At 71.4% G+C, this 19840-nt stretch carries 24 protein-coding genes; 16 read left to right on the top strand and 8 right to left on the bottom strand.

Translation table 11 applies throughout. The annotated features are described in order from the left end of the window. Window positions 1-32: 32 nt before the first annotated feature. Window positions 33-908 (bottom strand): SAM-dependent methyltransferase, encoded by an 876-nt coding sequence (locus JO379_RS18820; RefSeq protein ID WP_130878335.1) that lies wholly within the window; start codon window positions 906-908, stop codon window positions 33-35. A 134-nt stretch (window positions 909-1042) separates the two neighbouring features. Here JO379_RS18820 and JO379_RS18825 point away from each other — a divergent pair, with 134 nt between their 5' ends. From JO379_RS18825 to JO379_RS18835, 3 genes are all read left to right on the top strand, one after another. Continuing rightward, window positions 1043-2086, top strand: coding sequence for a winged helix DNA-binding domain-containing protein (locus JO379_RS18825; RefSeq protein ID WP_130878334.1), 1044 nt, complete (start codon window positions 1043-1045; stop codon window positions 2084-2086). A gap of 254 nt (window positions 2087-2340) precedes the next feature. After that, window positions 2341-2517 carry a hypothetical protein gene (locus tag JO379_RS18830; RefSeq protein ID WP_165451551.1) on the top strand — a complete coding sequence of 59 codons (177 nt, stop codon included), beginning with the start codon at window positions 2341-2343 and terminating at the stop codon, window positions 2515-2517. A gap of 10 nt (window positions 2518-2527) precedes the next feature. After that, the gene (locus tag JO379_RS18835; protein WP_130878333.1) at window positions 2528-3625 is read left to right on the top strand and encodes a type III polyketide synthase; all 1098 of its coding nucleotides are present in this window, start codon (window positions 2528-2530) and stop codon (window positions 3623-3625) included. 94 nt (window positions 3626-3719) lie between these two features. Here JO379_RS18835 and JO379_RS18840 read toward each other — a convergent pair whose 3' ends face one another. The 3 genes from JO379_RS18840 to JO379_RS18850 all read right to left on the bottom strand — a co-directional run bounded on the left by JO379_RS18840 (window position 3720) and on the right by JO379_RS18850 (window position 7396). Beyond that, a complete protein-coding gene (locus tag JO379_RS18840) occupies window positions 3720-4175 on the bottom strand; it encodes a tellurite resistance TerB family protein (RefSeq protein WP_130878332.1) in 456 nt (151 codons plus the stop codon). Between the two features lie 184 nt (window positions 4176-4359). After that, complete coding sequence (locus tag JO379_RS18845) at window positions 4360-5394, bottom strand: rod shape-determining protein (protein ID WP_130878331.1); 1035 nt, start codon at window positions 5392-5394, stop codon at window positions 4360-4362. Window positions 5395-5710: 316 nt separating this feature from the next. Then, window positions 5711-7396, bottom strand: a complete 1686-nt coding sequence (locus JO379_RS18850) for a bifunctional 3'-5' exonuclease/DNA polymerase (RefSeq protein ID WP_209515984.1) — start codon at window positions 7394-7396, stop codon at window positions 5711-5713. Window positions 7397-7486: 90 nt separating this feature from the next. Between JO379_RS18850 and JO379_RS18855 the strand changes: the two genes are divergently transcribed. Together JO379_RS18855 and JO379_RS18860 are read left to right on the top strand one after the other, a co-directional pair. Then, entirely contained in the window at window positions 7487-7831 is a 345-nt protein-coding gene (locus JO379_RS18855; RefSeq protein WP_209515987.1) for a UBP-type zinc finger domain-containing protein, read from the top strand. 56 nt (window positions 7832-7887) lie between these two features. Further along, a complete protein-coding gene (locus JO379_RS18860; RefSeq protein WP_209515990.1) occupies window positions 7888-8403 on the top strand; it encodes a DUF1203 domain-containing protein in 516 nt (171 codons plus the stop codon). 323 nt (window positions 8404-8726) lie between these two features. Here the strand turns inward: JO379_RS18860 and rpsN are convergent, their stop codons facing one another. Then, complete coding sequence (gene rpsN, locus JO379_RS18865) at window positions 8727-9032, bottom strand: 30S ribosomal protein S14 (protein WP_130878327.1); 306 nt, start codon at window positions 9030-9032, stop codon at window positions 8727-8729. Beyond that, complete coding sequence (rpmB, locus tag JO379_RS18870) at window positions 9032-9268, bottom strand: 50S ribosomal protein L28 (RefSeq protein ID WP_130878326.1); 237 nt, start codon at window positions 9266-9268, stop codon at window positions 9032-9034. The genes rpsN and rpmB overlap by 1 nt, the downstream gene beginning before the upstream one ends. Window positions 9269-9345: 77 nt before the next feature. Here rpmB and rpmG point away from each other — a divergent pair, with 77 nt between their 5' ends. The 5 genes from rpmG (at window position 9346) to JO379_RS18895 (ending at window position 11726) form a co-directional block, all read left to right on the top strand. Further along, complete coding sequence (gene rpmG, locus JO379_RS18875) at window positions 9346-9510, top strand: 50S ribosomal protein L33 (RefSeq protein ID WP_130878325.1); 165 nt, start codon at window positions 9346-9348, stop codon at window positions 9508-9510. A gap of 5 nt (window positions 9511-9515) precedes the next feature. Next, complete coding sequence (locus tag JO379_RS18880; RefSeq protein WP_130878324.1) at window positions 9516-9773, top strand: type B 50S ribosomal protein L31; 258 nt, start codon at window positions 9516-9518, stop codon at window positions 9771-9773. Next, the gene (locus JO379_RS18885) at window positions 9770-10987 is read left to right on the top strand and encodes a CobW family GTP-binding protein (protein ID WP_130878323.1); all 1218 of its coding nucleotides are present in this window, start codon (window positions 9770-9772) and stop codon (window positions 10985-10987) included. Before JO379_RS18880 ends, JO379_RS18885 begins: the two co-directional genes overlap by 4 nt. A gap of 98 nt (window positions 10988-11085) precedes the next feature. Then, window positions 11086-11334, top strand: coding sequence for a 30S ribosomal protein S18 (gene rpsR / locus JO379_RS18890; RefSeq protein WP_130878322.1), 249 nt, complete (start codon window positions 11086-11088; stop codon window positions 11332-11334). Window positions 11335-11486: 152 nt separating this feature from the next. Next, on the top strand, window positions 11487-11726 hold the full coding sequence (locus JO379_RS18895) for a DUF397 domain-containing protein (protein ID WP_130878321.1): 240 nt from the start codon (window positions 11487-11489) through the stop codon (window positions 11724-11726). A gap of 42 nt (window positions 11727-11768) precedes the next feature. Here the strand turns inward: JO379_RS18895 and JO379_RS18900 are convergent, their stop codons facing one another. After that, entirely contained in the window at window positions 11769-12257 is a 489-nt protein-coding gene (locus tag JO379_RS18900) for an ATP-binding protein (RefSeq protein ID WP_207303921.1), read from the bottom strand. Between the two features lie 310 nt (window positions 12258-12567). On the opposite strand from JO379_RS18900, the gene JO379_RS18905 reads away from it, so the two are divergent. From JO379_RS18905 to JO379_RS18930, 6 genes are all read left to right on the top strand, one after another. Then, window positions 12568-13431 carry a Sco1979 family transcriptional regulator gene (locus JO379_RS18905; RefSeq protein WP_130878319.1) on the top strand — a complete coding sequence of 288 codons (864 nt, stop codon included), beginning with the start codon at window positions 12568-12570 and terminating at the stop codon, window positions 13429-13431. A gap of 83 nt (window positions 13432-13514) precedes the next feature. Beyond that, the gene (locus JO379_RS18910) at window positions 13515-14972 is read left to right on the top strand and encodes an aldehyde dehydrogenase family protein (protein WP_130878318.1); all 1458 of its coding nucleotides are present in this window, start codon (window positions 13515-13517) and stop codon (window positions 14970-14972) included. Window positions 14973-15130: 158 nt separating this feature from the next. Further along, complete coding sequence (locus JO379_RS18915) at window positions 15131-15682, top strand: DinB family protein (protein WP_209515993.1); 552 nt, start codon at window positions 15131-15133, stop codon at window positions 15680-15682. Between the two features lie 92 nt (window positions 15683-15774). Next, a complete protein-coding gene (locus tag JO379_RS18920; RefSeq protein ID WP_130878316.1) occupies window positions 15775-16368 on the top strand; it encodes a PadR family transcriptional regulator in 594 nt (197 codons plus the stop codon). A 147-nt stretch (window positions 16369-16515) separates the two neighbouring features. Next, window positions 16516-17499, top strand: coding sequence for an ATP-binding cassette domain-containing protein (locus tag JO379_RS18925; RefSeq protein WP_209515996.1), 984 nt, complete (start codon window positions 16516-16518; stop codon window positions 17497-17499). Beyond that, window positions 17496-18320 (top strand): ABC transporter permease, encoded by an 825-nt coding sequence (locus JO379_RS18930; protein WP_209515999.1) that lies wholly within the window; start codon window positions 17496-17498, stop codon window positions 18318-18320. The genes JO379_RS18925 and JO379_RS18930 overlap by 4 nt, the downstream gene beginning before the upstream one ends. 45 nt (window positions 18321-18365) lie before the next feature. On the opposite strand, the gene gad is transcribed toward JO379_RS18930, so the two are convergent. Further along, window positions 18366-19787 (bottom strand): glutamate decarboxylase, encoded by a 1422-nt coding sequence (gene gad / locus JO379_RS18935; RefSeq protein WP_209516002.1) that lies wholly within the window; start codon window positions 19785-19787, stop codon window positions 18366-18368. Window positions 19788-19840: the final 53 nt, after the last annotated feature.

Raw genomic sequence — 19840 nt, forward strand, 5'->3', positions numbered from 1 at the left:
GGCCTGCCCGGAGAGGCAGGCCCCGCCCGCGTTCACGACTCCGGGCGGTGGGCGTGGAAGATGCCCCAGCGGAGGTGGTTGTTCCGGCAGGCGTCGACCCACAGGGGCAGGTTTTCCAGGAGGCTCTTCACATACGCGGGGCTGATCGCGTCCTGGAGCTCCGCCGCCCGGCGGCTGGTCTCTTCGGTCAGGCGCACATAGTGGGTGAGCAACTGCTCGCTCCGGTCGTCGAACTCGACGCCCCGGAAGCCGAGTTCACGAAGCTGCTCGAGGTAAAAGGACGGAGTCGCGAGGGCGGACACCTCCAGACGGGCCACGACCGGTCGCAGCGCCTCCGTAGGGGTGTCCTCCACCGCCATGATGTCCGTGAACACCAGGTCGCCACCCGGCTTGAGGACGCGGGTGGCCTCCCTCAGGAGCGTTTCCCGGTCTCCGCTGTGGCAGAAGGCTTCCTGGGACCACACGACGTCGAAGTGGGCGTCGGGAAACGGGATGTCCTGGAAGGAGCCGGTGACGACCTGGATGAGGTTGTCGAGGCCGCGCTCGGCGTTGGTCCGCCGGTGGCGTTCGTTCTGGCTCTCGCTGATGTTGAGGGCCACGACCTGGCCCCGGAAGCGCTCCGCCAGGTAGCGGGTGGCTCCGCCGTACCCGGAGCCCAGGTCCAGAACCGTGCTGCCCGGGCCCAGGCGGTCGGCGACCTTGTCGGCCGCCTTCTCGACCGTACGCCGGGAGGCCTTCGCCACCGGTTCGTGCTCGTGGGCGTAGATGCCGGTGTGGATGTCCTCGCCGCCCCAGACCGCGTCGTAGAAGGCGTCGACGTCCCCGGTGTCGTAATAGCGGCGGGCCGCTTCGGCGGCCGTGGCGGCGGCCGTCGTGTCCGGGCCGCTCTGCGTGCTCTCGTTGCTCATGGCTGTCGTCCTCGCTCGGTCGGTCGTCCGGGTGCGAATCCATACAGGTACAGGGCGTGACAGTAACGGAGGTTATCCCTCCGTAGTGTCGGGTGCGTAGGGGTTGGGCGCGATCCGGTCTAGTCTGCCGAGTCGTGGCAGAACAGCGACACATCCGCGTGCAGCGAGCCCGAGCCCAGGCCATCGGGGGTGGTGTCCGCTGCGGCGGTGTGGCCGAAGTGCTGGCGCGGGTCGTCGGCGTGCAGGCCCAGGACCCGGCGTCGGCCGCGCTCGGGGTGCGGGCCCGGTCGGTGGGGCTGGCCGCCGGGGACGTGCGGTGGGCGGTGGAGAACCGGGTGGCGGTGCGCGGCTGGTTCATGCGCGGCACGCTGCACCTCGTCGCCGCCTCCGACGTGCGCTGGCTGCTGGATCTGCTCGGCCCGGTGTTCCTCCGGTCGGGGGAACGGCGACTGCGCGAGCTCGGCCTCGACCCGAAGCTGTGCGCCCGCGCCGAGCGCCTCATCGGCCTCGCGATCGCCGCCGACGGCCCGCTCACCCGGGCCGAACTCACCGAGCGGCTCGGGACGCTCGGCGTCCCCACGGAAGGACAGGCGGCCTTCCACCTCATCCGCCGGTCCGCGCTCGCCGGGCAGATCTGTTACGGCCCGGAAGGCGACGGCCCGGCCGCCCGGGCCCGCTTCGCGCTGCTCGACGCGTGGCTGCCCGCCGACGGGCGGCTGCCCTGGGAGGGCGAGACCGCCGTCGTCGAACTGGCCCGCCGCTACCGGGCGGGGTACGGGCCGTCCGAAGCCCAGGACTTCGCCACGTGGTCCGGGCTGCCGATGTCGGCGGCCAAGCGCGCGTGGGCGGCGGCAAACTCCGACCTGCCCGACGCGGAAGGCGAGGACGCGGCCGAGGCGGGCGACGTGCGGCTGCTGCCCGCGTACGACAACTACCTGACGGCCTATCGGAGCAGGGAGCTGTCCGTGCCGGCCGCGCACGAGCGGCAGGTGTGGCCCGGCGGCGGGCAGATCCGTGCGTCCATCGTCGTCGACGGCTGGGCCGTAGGCACCTGGAGCTGTGGTGTGAAGGGGTCGGCCGGGGTGATGGTCAGCCCGTTCGGCGCACTCTCCGCCGGGGTCGAGGACGGGGTCGCGGCGGAGGCGGCGGACATCGACCGCTTCCTCGCGCGGGGGTAGGGCGGGCGGCACCCCGAGGCGGCCGGGGGAGCGGCACCCCGAGGCGATCGGGGGAGCGGCCCCACGCCCGTCACCGCCCCGCATCGCACAGCACTTCGTACGACGATCTGGCGCTCCCTGCTCGAACCTTTCCGAAAAATCCACTATCCGGGTGAACTGCGCCTTCTCATGTGTGGCGCGGCGTTCATTGCGGGATGGTCAGAAATAGGCTGGCGCGCCATCGGCGGGGCCCTGGGCGTGAGGGGAGTACTGCGATGACCATTACGGACGTCGTGCGCACCCCTTTCTCCCCGCCCCGTCAGGCCGCCGGTGACACACCGCTCACCCGTTCCCCTGAACCGCGGCTGGTCGTGCCGGTGGGGGAGGTGCAGTGGATTCCCGTATCGATCCGGCGTCGTCCGCTCACGCTCACCCCGCCGGTCGCCTGGTAGGAGGATCTCCGTGGCAACCCTCTGCAGACCGGCCATCGCCGTTCCGGAGCATGTGATCACCAGGGACGAGACCCTGGAGCTGGCCCGTACGCTGCACGCGGGCCACCCCCAGCTCGATCTCGCCCTGAGACTCATCGGCAATACCGGCGTGCAAACCCGCCATCTCGTGCAGCCGATTGAGGAAACCCTGAAACATCCGGGTTTCACCGCGCGCAACGCCCTCTACGAGGAGGAGGCGAAGGCGCGTGTCCCCGAGGTCGTCCGACGGGCGTTGGCCAACGCCGAGCTCGACGTCCGCGACATCGACATGATCGCGTACGTATCGTGCACCGGCTTCATGATGCCGTCGATGACCGCCTGGCTCATCAACAACATGGACTTCCGCACCGACACCCGCCAGCTCCCCATCGCCCAGCTGGGCTGTGCCGCCGGCGGGGCGGCCATCAACCGCGCCCATGACTTCTGCATCGCCTATCCCGAGGCGAACGTGCTGATCGTCTGCTGTGAGTTCTGCTCGCTCTGCTATCAGCCGACGGACCTCGCGGTCGGGACCCTGCTGTCGAACGGGCTCTTCGGGGACGGCATCGCCGCCGCCGTGGTGCGCGGCCGTGGCGGCACGGGAGTGAGCCTGGAGTGCAACGGCTCGCACCTGGTGCCCGACACCGAGGAGTGGATCTCCTACGGGGTCCGGGACACCGGCTTCCACTTCCTGCTGGACAAGCGCGTGCCCGGCACGATGTCCATGCTCGCCCCGGCGATGCGGGACATGGCGGCGCCCTACGACTGGGACGTCTCCGGGCTCGACTTCTACATCGTGCACGCGGGCGGCCCCCGGATCCTGGACGACCTGTGCAAGATCCTGGACCTGGAGCCGACGATGTTCCGCTACAGCCGGGCCACGCTGACCGAGCGCGGCAATATCGCCAGCGCGGTCATCTTCGACGCCCTCGACCGGCTCTTCGAGGACGGCGGAGCCGACCACGACGCCCGGGGCATCATCGCGGGCTTCGGCCCCGGCATCACCGCCGAGATCGCCCTGGGGACCTGGTCCGACCGGGGCAAGGAGCGGGAGTCTTCGGTGCGCGAGGCAGTGACGATGCCGGTGTAGTCACGACGTCCGCCAGGGGACCGGGCCCGGCCCGGTCCCCAGCGCGCACGCGTATACCGGAGGATTCCTCGGCGGGATTCCTCAGCGGGATTCTTTAGAGATCGAACTCCGCCGGGTTGATGCCGAGCGCGAAGCAGACCTCGCGGACAACGGCCTGCTCGGTCTTGTCGAAGTCGCCGTCGGCACCGCCGATGACAATGCCGATCTGGACGACGGCGCGCGCCTCCACCGGCTTCTTCTGCACCTTGCCGATGGTCTGCATGACGCTGACCTTGCCGAAGTCGAAATCGACCGTCAGCTTCTGGCAGTAGTCGTTGAAACGCGCCTGCAAATCGTCGGCCGGGAAGTTCTTCAGCACGTCGTTGGTGGCGATGAGTGCTGCGACCCGCTGCCGCTCGGACGCGTCGATCGAACCGTCAGCGGCCGCCACCAGTGCGCACATCGCCATGCTCGCGTCACGGAACGCCCCGCTCTTGAGGTCGTTCTTCTTCGCCATCAGCTGGCCCTGCATCGTGGTGGCCGAGTCCTTGAGCCGGTCCCAGAGCGCCATGTGCCATCTCCTCGTGAACAAATAGGGGTGCACAGGTGAGAACTGTTCCGGGGGGTAAAGAAGTTCCCAATGTGGCGCTTTGGATTTATGGCACCGTCGATTTACAGCCAACTCCCCTTCGGGGAAGGGGCGGGGCCAGGGAGAATCAGGAGGGATCGGGAGGGGCCGGGAAGGGTCAGGGCAATCAGGAGGGGTCGACTTCCAGCGGATCCAGGTGCAGCGGCTCGACCTTGCCCTCCATCATCGCGCCCAGACCGACCACCGCGCACACGTCGGGGTCCTTCGCGATCTGCACGGGCATCCCGGTGCCGGTCCTGATCATGGAGTCCAGGCCGGGCAGCACCGCGCTGCCGCCCGCGAGCGTCAGGCCCCGCACCCCGAGGTCCGCCACCAGGTCCGGCGGGCACTCGCGCAGGACCCGGCCGATGGCGTCGAGCACGGCGGTGAGCGGGGTATTGATCGCCTCGCGGACATGGGCGGTGCTCACCCGGACCGTCCGGGACAGCCCCGTGGCCACGTCCCGGCCCCGCACCTCCGTGCTCTCCGGCGACGGGACCGCGCGCAGCGCCAGGTGCAGCGGGTGCAGACCCTGGGTCGGCAGCATCAGCTCGTGCTGGTTGCGTACGTGCTGGACCACCGCGTAGTCGATGGCGTCCCCGCCCACGAGCACCTTCTCGGCGGCCACGATCGACCCCAGCGACAACACCGCCACCTGCGTCGACGCCGCCCCGCACACCACGATCATCGACGCCTCGGGCTGCTCGACCGGCAGCCCGCAGCCGACGGCGGCGGCGATGAGGGTGTCGACCAGCTCGACCCGGCGCGCGCCGAGGCCCGTCAGCGTCTCGACGGCCGCGCGCTGCGCGATCGGCTCGGAGTCGTGCGGAATGCAGACGGCGGCCCGCAGCACGGGGCTGCGCCGCCAGGCCTTGCGCAGCTTCTGGCTCACGAGGTGGCGCAGCATCCGCTGGGCCATGTCGATGTCGACGACCGTGCCGCCCGAGATGGGCCGCACGACGCGGATGTGCTTGGGGGTGCGGCCCGCCATGCCGTCGGCGAGGGAGCCGACCGCGATCAGCGAGCCCGTGTGGGTGTTGAGCGCGACGATGCTCGGCTCGTCCACGACCAGGCCGGTGTCCTTGAGATAGACGCGCGTTCTGGCCGCACCGAGGTCGACGGCGACGTTGCAGCGGCGCAGCTGCTCAAGGCCGAGCGTCATGGCAGGTCCTCCCCAAGGGGCCGACGGGTTGCGTGCCGCCGCGCACGGCGGGCTCTGCCGTCATCGTGCGCGGCATGGCGCGGATGTGCCCGCTGGGATGCGCCGCATGGGTTGACGCCTTGTCAGGGTGCACCCCCGCTGCGCGGTGGTGTCCTCAATCGCCGGACGGGCTGGTTTTGGCTGAGCTCCGCCACATCCAGCCCGTCCGGCGCTTGAGGACGCGCCCGCAGGGCGCCCGCCGCCGCAGGCGGCAAGACGGCCCGCCGCCGCAGGTGCCAAAGCGGCCCGGCGGCCTTCGGCCGGCCCGAGCGGGCGGCTAGCCCTTCGCGTCCGCGTAGCACTCCACGACCGCCGTGGTGAAGGGGAAGCGGACCGGGGTGCCGTCGAAGACCGCGTCCCCGGCGCGTTCGGAGGCGGTGCGGATGGCCGCGGTGACGGCCTCCGCTTCCTCCTCGGGGCAGTGCACGATGACCTCGTCGTGCTGGAAGAACACCAGTTCGGCACGGAGGTCCATGAGCTCTTGGCGGAGCGCGGCGAGCAGGACGAGGGCCCAGTCGGCGGCGCTGCCCTGGACGACGAAGTTACGGGTGAAGCGGCCCCGGGCGCGGCTGGCCGGGGTGCTGCCGTAGCCGCCGCCCTCCCCCGCGTCGGCGCTCTCCTGGGGGAGCCCCGCCTCCTCGGGCGCGGCCGACGAGGCGGGCGGGCAGGTGCGGCCGAGCCAGGTCCGTACGAGCCGGCCCGCCTCGCCCGCCCTCGCCGCGTCGTCGACGTACGCGACGGCGGCGGGGAAGCGGCGGCGCAGATCGGCGAGGTGCTTGAGGCCGTCGCCCGAGGTCTGGCCGTAGACCGCGCCGAGCAGGGCGAGCTTGGCCCGCTCGCGGTCGCCGGAGAACGCCCGGTCGGACAGGGCGGCGTACAGATCCCGCTCGTCGGCCGCGACCTCCATCAGCCCCGGGTCGCGGGAGACGGCGGCCAGGATCCGCGGCTCCATCTGGTCGGCGTCGGCGACGACGAGCCGCCAGCCGGGGTCGGCGACGACCGCGCGCCGGATGACCTTCGGGATCTGGAGCGCGCCCCCGCCGTTCGTGGTCCAGCGGCCGGAGACCGTGCCGCTCGGGATGTACTCGGCGCGGAACCGCCCCTCGCGCACCCACGTCTGGAGCCAGGACCAGCCGTGGGCGGTGTGCAGGCGGTAGAGCTTCTTGTACCGCAGCAGCGGCTCGACGGCCGGGTGGTCGATCCCCTTGAGCTCCCAGGCGCGGGTGGAGGACAGGGCGATCCCCTCGCGGGCGAAGGCCTTGACGATGTCGGCCGGCAGATCGGGCCTGACGCGCACGCCGCCCCCGAAGGCCCGCGAGACCTCCTCCGCCAGCTCGGTCAGCCGCCGCGGCTCCAGGCCGCCGGGCAGGCGCTCGCCGAGCAGCTCCGTCAGCAGCGCGCGGTGCACATCGGCCCGCCAGGGCACTCCCGTGCGGTTCATCTCGGCGGCGACCAGCGTCCCCGCGGACTCGGCTGCGATCAGCAGCCGCATCCTGCCGGAGTGCCCGGTGGCGTCCGTGCGGGCCAGCTGCCCGGCGTAGACCTCCAGGAGCGCGTCCAGGTGCCCGATGCCCGCGGGCAGCGGGACCGGGCCCGGCTCGAAGAGGGACGGCTGGCCACCGGCCGCGCGGGCGGGCGGATCGGCGGGCACGGGCAGGCCGCGCAGCCGCGCCCAGGCCGCCGCCAGCGAGCGGGGCTGGCCCGACTGGCCTTCGGCATGGCCGGTCAGCAGCGCCTCGGCGGCCTCCACGTCATAGCACCGCGGGACGCGGACGCCCGCGGCGAGCAAGCGCGGATACATCTCGGCCGTGGACCGCCACACCCACCGCTCCACCTCCGGCCGGGCGCGCACGGCGGCGGCCAGGTCGGGGGCGGATTCCACGGGTCCGGCCGGCCCGCCCGCAGGGTCGAGCGGGCAGAGACGAACACCCCCGTCGCCCGCCTCTGCCACCGCCCATCTCACGTCCGTGAGTCTGCCAGGGGGGTCTGACAACGGCCGTTGTCCTCGTGCTCCGCCGTGCGACGACCCGCCGTCCGGCCTACGCTCGAAACCATGAGCGAGCCGAGTGGGGCGAAGGACTGGCAGGTCGCCGCCGACGTCGAGGGGAAACCCACCCAGCGGGACTGCGCCCATCTGGGCGAGGTCCGCGAGGTGACGCCGAGCAGCACGGAGGGCTGTGAGGACTGTCTGCGCACCGGGAGCAGCTGGCTGCATCTGCGCGAGTGCCTCGCCTGCGGCCACGTGGGCTGCTGCGACAGCTCCCCCAACCGGCACGCGAGCGCGCACGCGCGTGGGGAGAGCGGCCACGATGTCGCCCGTTCCTTCGAACCGGGCGAGGAATGGGCGTGGTGCTACGCCGACCAGCTCTTGCTGCTGCCGACGGGCGGCGGTCGCTGACCTCGACGTCCGATGACCGCCAGCGACCGGCCGGGGGGCCTGCGGATGCTGAGCCCATGGACACGACCTATGAGGCCCGGGCCATTGCCCCGGCCGTCCTGCGACAGCTCCGGGAACGGGACGACGCGGGTGAGACCAGGCGGCCCCTGACCGATCCGGAAGGCGGCGCCCCCTTGCGCTGCTGTCTGCGGCACAGCGAGCCGGGCGAGCGGATCCTGCTGGTCTCCTACGCGCCCCTGCGCCGCTGGGCAGCCGAAACGGGCGCCGAGCCCGGCCCGTACGACGAGCGCGGGCCCGTCTTCATCCACGCCGAGGACTGCGCCGGGCAGACCTCGGGCCCCGGCTATCCGGCCGCGATGCACGGCGCGCGCCGGGTGCTGCGCGCGTACGGCCGGGACGGCCGCATCCTCGGCGGGACGCTGGTCGAGATCCCCCGGGAGCGGGCGGCGGAGGTGGACGACATCCTCCGCGAGGTCCTCGCGGATCCCGAGGTGGCGCTGGTGCACGTCCGCGCGGTGGAGTTCGGGTGCTTCATGGTCGAGATCCGCAGGGCGCAGGCGGCTGCCGCCTGAGGAGTGAGGCTCGCGTCCCTGAGCCCGCCAGGACCAGAGGCCGGCCCGCCCCGCCGTGCGAGGTTTTCGCCGTCCCGGACCGGGATTTCGCCCATCGCGAGTGCGGCGAGGACGTCGGCGGCCCGGCCGCCGCCGTCCGGCGCCGGTCTCTCGTGACCCTGGCGTCGTCGGGCCCGACTGCCCGACGACGCCACACGGGCACCGGCCCCCCGCCTCCGCCGAGGCGGGCAGGCCGTCAGTTCGCGTGCGGAGCGGTCACCGGGACGGGGCCGACTGTCCCCCGGGGCGCCGTGCGTGGGCACGGCCGCCCCCCGGCGGCTCCGCTACCAGCTCGACTTGCGGACTCCCGGCAGGTACCCCGCGTGGGCCTGCTCGCGCAGATTCACCCGGGACAGCCCGAACGTGCGCAGGTAACCGCGCGGACGTCCGTCAACCGAGTCCCTGTTCCGTACGCGCGTGGCACTCGCGTCGCGCGGCTGACGCCGCAGCTCGCCCTGGGCCGCCAGCCGCTCCTCCTCCGGCGTGTGCGGATTGCGGATGACCGTCTTGAGCAGGGCTCGACGGGCCGCGTAGCGGGCGACCGTCAGACGGCGCTGTTCGTTCTTTGCGATCTTGCTCTTCTTCGCCATCAGACACGACCCCCACGGGCACGGATGCGGGCGACGGCGGCTTCGATGCCGATCACGTCGACGGTCTTGAGGCCCTTCGCACTGAGCGTGAGCCGCACATGGCGGCCCTCGCTCGCGAGCCAGTAGCGCTTGCGCTGGATGTTGGGGTCGAAGCGGCGGCTGGTGCGCCGGTGGGAGTGGGAGATGGAGTTGCCGAAGCCGGGCTTGCGGCCGGTGAGTTGGCAGTGGGCGGACATGTGGGTCAGACCTCCGGTCCTCGGGTGGCCCCCTCGGGCCTAATGAAAATGGAAACCATTTCTGTATAGTAGCCCGTATGGCCCGCAACGAGCTACGCCCCGTCATCAAGCTCCGGTCCACCGCCGGTACCGGATTCACCTACGTCACCCGCAAGAACCGCCGTAACGACCCCGACCGCCTGGAACTGCGGAAGTACGACCCGGTCGTCGGCCGGCACGTCACCTTCCGAGAGGAGCGCTGAGCGCCATGAAGCCCGGAATCCACCCCGCCTACGGGCCCGTCGTCTTCCGCGACCGGGCCGCGAACTACGCCTTCCTCACCCGTTCCACCGCCACCAGCGACAAGACGGTCGAGTGGGAGGACGGCAACACCTACCCCGTCATCGACGTCGAGATCTCCTCGGCGAGCCACCCCTTCTACACCGGCACCGCCCGGGTGATGGACACCGCCGGCCGCGTGGAGCGCTTCGAGCGGCGCTACGGCAAGCGCGAGGGCCGCCGATGACCGCGCCGCATCCGCTGCCCGTGGTGCTGGTCGGCGGACTGCACGCCGACGCCCGGCGGGCCACCGTCGACCGGCTCCTGCGCACCGCGCCGGGCAGTGTCGCGCTCCACCACGACCTGGCGACGGCCGCGGAGGGGACGGTCCGCCGCACGGTCCGGGACGGCTCCGGAATCCGGGACGAGGGCGAGACACCGCTGGTCAACGACTGCGCGTGCTGTGCCCTGCGCGAGGACCTGATGCCGGAGCTGGAGCGGCTCGCCCGCGCCGGGGACTGCCGGCTCGCCGTCGTCGAGCTGTGGGACTCCGTCGAACCCAGGGCCATGGCCGAGGTCGTCGTGGCCTGCGGCGGCGAGGACGTCCGGCTGACCGGAGTGTTCACGGCCGTCGACCCCGCCCTCGTCCTGCCCTACCTGGGCTGCGGTGACGACCTCGCCGAATTCGGGCTCGCGGCCGCCGCGAGCGACCAGCGCACGGTGGCCGACACCTTCGCGCGCCAGCTGGAATACGTCTCCGTGCTCGCGCTGACGGAGGACGGCGAGGGGGAGCCCAAGGCTCCGGCCGCCGACGCGAACGGGGTCACGGAAGGGGAGGACGTCGGGCCCGCCGACGCCGCCGACTTCGCGCTCCTCACCCAACTCGCCCCGGCCGCCCGGCAGATACAGATCGACTCGGTGGAGCTGGCGGCCGCCGCCGTCGCCGGCTTCGACGTGGAGGCGGCCGCCGCCCGGCAGCACCCGGCGTGCGCGCTGCTGCCGCAGACCGCCGACGCGGACGGGGTCGCCACGCTCGTATGGCAGCGGCGCAGGCCCTTCCACCCCGGGCGGCTGTACGCGGCGCTGGAGGACCTCAGCTGCGCCGCGGCCCGCAGCCGGGGCCGGTTCTGGCTCGCCGACCGGCCCGACACGCTGCTGTCGTGGGAGGCGGCGGGCGGTGCGCTGCTGGTGGAGGACGTCGGGCCGTGGCTCGCCGCCCTGCCGGACGCCGCCTGGGAGATGGTGCCCGCCACCCGCCGGGTGGCCGCCTCGCTGGACTGGCACCCCGAGCACGGCGACCGCACCCAGCACCTCACCTTCACCTCGCCGGGGCTCGACGCCGACGGGCTGACGTCCCTGCTGGAGTCGTGCCTGCTCACGGACGCGGAATACGAGGCGGGACCGGAGGAGTGGCGACGGCTGTCGCACGCTTTCGACGAACTCCTCGACCCGGTCTGCTGAGTCGAACCGCTGCCCCGCTGATCCGTTGATCCGCTTCGCCGAGCGGACTCTTTCCCCCGCCCCGCCCATTTCCGAACCCCAAGAAAGGGACATCGCCCATGGCTCGCCGTCCCGAGCACCGCAAGAACCTCAAGCCCCGGCCCAATCCCCTGGACGCCGCGGGAATCACGTACATCGACTACAAGGACGTCGATCTGCTGCGGAAGTTCATTTCGGACCGCGGGAAGATCCGCAGCCGGCGCGTGAGCCGTGTCACCGCCCAGCAGCAGCGGCAACTGTCCCGGGCGATCAAAAACGCCCGCGAGATGGCCCTGCTGCCGTATTCCTCTTCCTCCGGCGGGAAGTAGCGGCGGGCTCTGCCGGGAAGTAGCGGCGGGAACACCCTGCGTGCACGTGCATCGGCTCATGCAGAAGCACATGAACGCAGCTATGATCCGGAGCAGTTGTCATCCCCGAATCCGCGGCCGGGGATGCCCCTGCAACTCTCCGGGAGAGTCCAGTGCCCCAGGCGTACAACGGCATGGCCGCGTCGGACATCGAAGATGTCGTCTGGCAGAAGAGCCGGCATTCCAACTCCCAGGGGTCCTGCGTGGAGTTCGCGAAGCTGCCGGAGGGCGGTATCGCCATGCGGAACTCCCGCTTCCCGGACGGCCCCGCGCTCGTCTATACGCCGGCCGAGATCGAGGCCATGCTGCTGGGGGTCAAGGACGGCGAATTCGACCACCTGGCACGCGACTGACGCCCCTCGTGTACGACCGGGCTCCGGGCCCGGTCGCACGCGTCAGTCGCGTGGCAGGCGGAACAGCGCCCACACGACCTTGCCGTGCAGGGCGCCGGCCAATGGGTGCCAGCCCCAGCCGTCACTGAAGGACTCCACCAGGAAAAGACCCCGGCCGCGCTCGTCGGCGGCCTCGGCCTGGCTGGCGACCGGACCCTCCTCGCTGGGGTCGCGCACCGCGCACACCAGCCGCGACGTCCAGCGCATCAGATGCAGCCGCACCGGCGGTTCGTACGCCCCGTGGCCCCGGTCGTCCGGCAGGGCGTACCGCATGGAGTTGGTCACCAACTCCGAGACGACCAGCGCGACATCGTCGAACAGTCCGTGCAGATCCCACTGGTGCAGCGTGGTCCTGGTGAACTTCCGGGCCGTTCTGACCGCTTCGAACCGTGGTGGCAGCGCACATGACGCCGAATCGGAGACGGCGGATGAGTCGATCGTGGGAAGCCCTCGCCGCAGCGGAGAGAGCACAGCCGATCCTTCGGTACCCATCCGAGGCACTCCTGGCAATCGTGGACGTGACGTGCACGTGTGCGAGGCCCATCGTTCCCAATGCGCACGGCGGATGCAAGGGCAGATGCACGTGCACGCGGGGGTTTTGGGGGCGCACAGGGGGTTTGGTACCCAATTTCCCTGCGCCCTCCAGGCGATGTGTACTGGCCGACTCCGGTACGAGTCCGGTCTCGGTAACCGGATGTGCACTCAACGGAGCCTGAAGGTGGCAGACTTCGGCGCCGGGGGAACGGGGGTCGCCCTCAGAAGGGTGCGGAAGCGTCAGGCCGGGACAGGAAGGGTCGCAGAGATGGCCACGAGCGAGTCGAGCGGTTCCGTGGTGCGCCGCATACTCCTGGGCTCACAGCTCAGGAGGCTGCGCGAGTCGCGTGGCATCACGCGCGAGGCAGCCGGGTACTCGATCCGTGCGTCCGAGTCGAAGATCAGCCGTATGGAGTTGGGCCGGGTGAGCTTCAAGGCGCGTGACGTGGAGGACCTCCTCACGCTCTACGGGGTCACGGACGACGCGGAGCGCGAGGCCCTGCTGGGCCTCGCCCGCGAGGCCAATGTCGCCGGGTGGTGGCACAGCTACGGCGATGTGCTCCCCGGCTGGTTCCAGACGTACGTCGGGCTGGAGGGCGCTGCCTCGTACATAGGGATCTACGAGGTGCAGTTCGTGCACGGCCTGCTCCAGACCGAGGGCTACGCCCACGCCGTCGTCGTGCGCGGCCAGCCCGAGGCCCACGAGGCGGAGGTCGAGCGCCGCGTCTCGCTGCGCATGGAGCGCCAGAAGCTCCTCTTCTCCGAGCGCGCCCCCGTCTTCCACGCCGTGCTGGACGAGGCGGCGCTGCGCCGCCCGTACGGCGGCCCGGAGGTCATGCGCGAGCAGCTGCAGCACCTCATCGACATATCCGAGCAGGCCAACGTCACGCTCCAGGTGATGCCCTTCGCGCACGGCGGGCACGCGGGGGAGAGCGGCGCCTTCACCATGCTGCGCTTCCCGGAGTCGGACCTGTCGGACGTGGTGTATCTGGAGCAGCTCACCAGTGCGCTCTATGTCGACAAGGCCGAGGAAGTGGCGCAGTACACGCGGGTGATGGAGCGGCTGCACGACGACAGCCTCTCCCCCTCCCACAGCAGGGACCATTTGAGGCGGCTCCTTCAACTCTTCTGACACATCAGTACGATGACGTTCCATCAGGAGTCCGCACCTCGAACGGGCGTCACGGGCGCCCCGGTCCGCAGACAGGATGGCGCATGTCCTACTTCGACGAGTTGGCGTTCCAGTACATCGACGGCGAGTGGCGGGCCGGCAGTGGCTCATGGGACATCGTCGACTTCAATCCGTACGACGGCGAGAAGCTCGCCTCCATCGCCGTCGCCAGCGTGACCGAGATCGACCAGGCGTACCGTGCCGCCGAGCGCGCCCAGCCCGCCTGGGCGGCCACCAACCCGTACACCCGCCGGCTCGTCTTCGAGCGGGCGCTGCGGATCATCGACGAGCGCGAGGAGTCGCTGACCGAGGCGATCACGGCCGAGGTCGGCGGCACGGCCGTCAAGGTGGCCTTCGAGCTGCGGCTGGTCCGGGAGTTCCTGCGCGAGTCGCTGCACCTCGCGCTGCTGCCCGAGGGGCGCGTCCTGCCCTCCCCGGACGACACCAAGGAGAACCGTCTCTACCGGGTGCCGGTCGGCGTGGTCGGGGTGATCAGCCCGTTCAACTTCCCCTTCTTACTGTCGATCAAGTCCGTCGCCCCGGCGCTCGCGCTCGGCAACGCCGTCGTCCTCAAGCCGCACCAGAACACCCCCATATGCGGCGGCGGACTGGTCGCCAAGGTCTTCGAGGAGGCCGGGCTGCCGCCCGGTCTGCTCAACGTCGTCGTCACCGACATCGCCGAGATCGGCGACGCGCTCATCGAGCACCCCGTGCCGAAGGTCATCTCCTTCACCGGCTCCGACCGGGTGGGCCGGCACGTCGCCACCGTGGCCGCCTCGCACTTCAAGCGCACGATCCTCGAACTCGGCGGCAACAGCGCCCTGATCGTCCTCGACGACGCCGACCTCGACTACGCCGTCGACGCGGCCGTCTTCAGCCGCTTCATCCACCAGGGGCAGGTCTGCATGGCCGCCAACCGGGTGCTGGTGGACCGGTCGGTCGAGGCCGAGTTCACCGAGAAGTTCGTCGCCAAGGTCAGGACCCTCAAGGTCGGCGACCCCGCCGACCCGGCCACCCACATCGGCCCGCTCATCAACGCCGGCCAGGCCGAGGGCATCACCACCCTCGTGGAGCAGACCATCGCCGACGGGGCCACCGCCCTGCTGCACGGCACGTCCGACGGCACGCTCGTCGCGCCGTCGGTGCTGACCGGCCTCGCGGCCGACTCCCCGGTCCTGGGGCAGGAGATCTTCGGCCCCGTCGTGCTGATCATCCCGTTCGACGGCGAGGAAGAGGCCATCCGGATCGCCAACGACACCCCGTACGGGCTGAGCGGCGCCGTGCACACCGGTGACATCGAGCGGGGTGTGCGGGTGGCCAAGCGCATCGACAGCGGCATGGTCCACGTCAACGACGGCACGGTCCACGACGAGCCGATCGTGCCCTTCGGCGGCGAGAAGCACTCGGGTGTCGGGCGGCTGAACGGTGAGGCGGTGGTCGATGCCTTCACCACCACCAAGTGGATCTCGGTCCAGCACGGGCGCAGTCGATTCCCCTTCTGATGCCCTTCCGATCCCCTTCTGACCGTTCCGGTCCGTGGGGCGTCCAAAGCCGTTTCCGGACGCGTGCGGGTTGAGGACAGAAGTTGACCGCATGGGGTCCTACTTTTGAGGCATCGCGAGAGAGCGGCGCGAGACGACGGCCCGAAAGGCAGGACCCCATGGTTACGCACGTGATCGAGAAGAACCCCTCCGACGAGCGCGGCACCCTGCTGGCGTTCGTGGAGGCCCAGCGCGGCGGTCTGCGCCGGGCGCTCCTCGGCCTGAGCGAGGAGCAGGCGGCGGCCACGCCCAGCGCGAGCGAGCTGTCGCTCGGCGGCCTGCTCAAGCACGTCGCCGAGACCGAGCACCACTGGGTCCGGATGGCGCAGCAGCTGCCGCCCGAGATCCAGCGGGACGAGTCGACCTGGTCGGACAGCTTCCGGCTGACCGAGGGCGAGAGCGTCGCGGGAACGCTCGCCTACTGGGACAGGGTCGCCGAGGAGACCGAGCGGGTCATCCGTTCGTCCGACAGCCTGGAGCAAACCTTCGCGCTGCCGGACGCCCCCTGGTACCCGCCGTCGTCGCGGGTGTCGCTGCGGTGGCTGCTGCTCCACCTGGTGGAGGAGATCGGCCGGCACGCGGGCCACGCGGACGTCATCCGCGAGTCCCTCGACGGCAAGACCGCCTTCGAGCTGGTGGCCGAGGCGCAGGGGGCGGCGGGCCAGGGCTGAGCCGGGCGGGGGACCCGTTCCGCCTAGTCTGGCTCCAGGGCCGCGCGGGTGTGCCGCGGTACGGGCACGACCAGGTGGAATGAGGAAAGACGATGTCGGCGATCCGGCTGTTGGTGCTGGGGGCGGTGCGCCAGCACGGGCGCGCCCACGGCTATCAGGTGCGCAACGACCTGGAGTTCTGGGGCGCGCACGAGTGGTCCAGCGCCAAGCCCGGATCGATCTACCACGCGCTCAAGCAGATGGCCAAGCAAGGGCTGTTGATCGCACACGACGTCGCCCCGAGCGAGGCCGGCGGGCCCCCGCGGACGGAGTACGAGCTGACGGGGAAGGGCGAGGAGGAGTACTTCACGCTGCTGCGGGAGGCCCTCTCCTCCCACGACCAGAAGGTGGACGTCCTCAGCGCGGGAGTTGGCTTCATCGTCGACCTGCCGCGCGCCGAGGCCATCGCGCTGCTGAAGCAGCGGGTGGAGTCGCTGGAGGCGTGGCGGTCCGAGATCGGCCGGCACTGGACCCCGGACGTGGGCCAGGACTGGGGCCACATCGGCGAGATCATGGGCATGTGGGTGCACACCGCCCAGAGCGGGGCGCAGTGGACCCGCGGACTGATCGAGCGCCTGGAGGGCGGGGCCTACGTCATGGCGGACGAGGGTGATCAGTGGAAGGGCATCGTCACCAGCGGGGAGTAAGGGCCGGGCGGTCGGGGGCGCACTGAGCGCCGACGCGGGGTCCGGGCCCACTGGCAGTGCATAGTAATCAAGTTTGACTAGCTCCGAGGCGCGGAGTAGTTTCGTCAGGGCGTAGTCAAGTTTGACTACCGAACGGAGGAGGGCGCATTGACTGACACCGATCACGCGATCGTTGTCGAAGGACTGCGGAAGACCTACGGAAAGAAACAAGCACTGGACGGCCTGGACCTCACCGTCCCGCGCGGCACCGTCCACGGGCTGCTCGGCCCCAACGGGGCCGGTAAGACCACGGCCGTCCGCGTCCTCGCCACCCTGCTGCGACCCGACGCCGGGCGGGCCGAGGTGGCCGGACGCGACGTACTGCGCCACCCCGACGAGGTCCGTCGGCGCATCGGCCTGCTCGGCCAGCACGCCGCCGTGGACGAGGAGTTGAGCGGCCGTCAGAACCTCGACATGTTCGGCAGGCTCTATCACCTCGGCCCCCGCCGGGCCGCCGCCCGCGCCGGGGAGCTGCTGGAGCGGTTCGACCTGGCCGACACCGGGCGCAAGCCCGTCGGCCGCTACAGCGGCGGCATGCGCCGCCGCCTCGACCTCGCCGCCGCGCTGATCCTGGCCCCCGAGGTGCTCTTCCTCGACGAGCCCACCACCGGCCTCGACCCGCGCGGCCGCAACGAGGTGTGGGAATCGGTGCGCTCCCTGGTCGGCGGCGGCACGACCGTGCTGCTGACCACCCAGTACCTGGAGGAGGCCGACCAGCTCGCCGACCGGATCTCCGTCGTCGACACCGGCAAGGTCATCGCGGCGGGCTCCCCCGACGAGCTCAAGGCCCGGCTCGGCGGCGACCGCATCGACGTCGTCGTGCGCGACGCCGGCCAACTGGCCGCCGCCGGATCCGTCGTGGCCATGGCCGCCCGCGCGGCCGCGGTCACCACCGACCCCGACCGCCGGATGGTCAGCGCGCCGGTCACCGACCGGATGGCCGCCCTGACCGAGACCGTCCGGGCCCTGGCGGCGTCCGGCATCGAGGCGGCGGACATCGCGCTGCGCCGGCCGACGCTCGACGAGGTGTTCCTGCACGTCACGGGCGCCGCACCGGCCGACGCCGCCGCCAAGGAAGGAGCGGCCGCATGAGCCGTGCCCCCGCGCATGTCCCCGCACCGGCACACCCCTCGGCATGGGTGCTCGCCGACTCCTGGACCATGACCCGGCGCGGCCTCGCGCACTGGGCCCGGCAGCCCGTCCAGGTGCTCGTCGGCCTCGCCTTCCCGGTCATGATGCTGCTGATGTTCGCCTACTTCCTCGGCGGCGGCATGACCGTCCCGGGCGGCGGCGACTACAAGGACTTCCTCGTCCCCGGCATGCTCGCGCTGACCATGGCCTTCGGCCTGGAAGGCACGATGGTCGCCGTCACCCAGGACCTCAACAAGGGCGTCATCGACCGCTTCCGGTCCCTGCCGATGGCCCCCTCCGCCGTCCTCGTCGGCCGCAGCGCCCTGGACATGCTCCAGTCGGTGCTCAGTCTGCTCGCGATGATCGGCGTCGGGCTGCTGATGGGCTGGCGCTGGCACGACGGCCTCGGCAACGCCCTCCACGCGGTGGGGCTGCTGCTCCTGCTGCGGTTCGCGATGCTGTGGCTCGGTATCTATCTGGCGATGGTGGCGGGCAAGCCCGAACTCGTCCAGGCCGTGCAGATCCTCATCTGGCCCGTCGGCTTCCTCTCCAACGTCTTCGCGTCCGCCGAGACCATGCCCGGCTGGCTCGGCGCCATCGCCGAGTGGAACCCGATGTCGGCCACGGCGGCCGCCGTCCGGGAGCTCTTCGGCAGCCCCGGCGCGGACGGCGGCTCCTGGGCGGCCCAGCACGCCCTGTCGATGGCGGTGGCCTGGCCGCTGCTCCTGCTCGCGGTCTTCCTGCCGCTCGCCCTGCGGCGCTACCGGGGGCTGGGACGGTGAGCCGGGCAGGCGGCCGCGCCGCTCAGTAAGGGAAGGTCGCGCTGCTCAGTGATGGAAGGCGGTGGCGACGGCCTGGGGCCGGTCCAGCGGTCCCGGCTGTCGCCGCAGCTCCGGCAGGAGAGCGCCCAGGTCGGCGAGGAACAGCTCGGCGAGGTCGCGCGAGAAGCCGTTGCGGCAGACGACGCGCAGCACCGACAGATCCTCCCGGTTCGGCGGGAAGGTGTACGCGGGCACCAGCCAGCCGTGCTCCCGCAGCCGCCGCGACACGTCGAACACGTCGTAGTCCGTGACGGAGTCGGCCGTCGTGAACGCGAAGACGGGCAGTTCGTCGCCGCGTGTCAGCAGCCGGAAGTCACCGAACGCCTCGATCCCGTCGGCCAGGGTGCGGGCCACGTCACGGGTGTTGCGCTGCACCGCCCGGTAGCCCTCCCGGCCCAGCCGCACGAAGGTGTAGTACTGCGCGGCGACCTGCGCGCCCGGCCGGGAGAAGTTCAGCGCGAAGGTCGGCATGTCCCCGCCCAGGTAATTGACCCGGAACACCAGCTCCTCGGGCAGCGCGGCGGCGTCCCGCCACAGCGCCCAGCCCACGCCCGGGTAGACCAGCCCGTACTTGTGCCCGGAGGTGTTGATCGACGCGACGCGCGGCAGCCGGAAGTCCCACACCAGCTCCTCGTCGAGGAACGGCGCGACCATCGCGCCCGACGCGCCGTCCACATGGACCGGGATGTCCAGGCCCGTGCGCTCCTGGAGATCGTCCAGCGCCGCGCAGATGTCGGCCACCGGCTCGTAGGACCCGTCGAAGGTCGAGCCGAGCACGGCGACGACCCCGATGGTGTTCTCGTCGCAGAGCGCCGCGGCCCCGGCGGGGTCGAGGTGGAAGCGGTCGCCCTCCATGGGCAGCAGCCGGGCCTCGACCTCCCAGAAATTGCAGAACTTCTCCCAGCAGACCTGGACGTTCGCGCCCATCACCAGATTGGGCCGGGCGCCGCCCGACGGATAGCGGTCCGCGTTCGCGAGCGCCCAGCGCCGCTTGAAGGCCATCCCGGCGAGCATGCACGCCTCGCTCGACCCGGTGGTCGAGCAGCCGACGGCCGATGCCGGGTCCGGCGCGTGCCAGAGGTCGGCGAGCATCCGCACACAGCGCTTCTCCAGCTCCGCGGTGCGCGGGTACTCGTCCTTGTCGATCATGTTCTTGTCCCGGCACTCGGCCATCAGCACACCGGCCTGGGGCTCCATCCAGGTGGTGACGAAGGTCGCCAGATTGAGCCGGGCATTGCCGTCGAGCATCAGCTCGTCGTGGACGAACTGATAGGCGGCGTGCGGGGGCATCGGCCCGTCGGGCAGGGCGTCGCGCGGTGGCTCCGACGCCATGCCGGCGAGGGGGTCGGCTTCGCCGTAGAAGGGGTTGACGGCGAAGCCGCGTGCGGAGGTGTCCGTCCGGTTGTCGGTTCCTTTGTGCAGTGCCATGGTCTGCGCGTGCCCCTCACTGTCGCGGTCAAGACCCGGGGCTCCGCCCCGGG

The sequence above is a fragment of the Streptomyces syringium genome, from assembly GCF_017876625.1.
Classification (GTDB): Bacteria; Actinomycetota; Actinomycetes; order Streptomycetales; family Streptomycetaceae; genus Streptomyces; species Streptomyces syringius.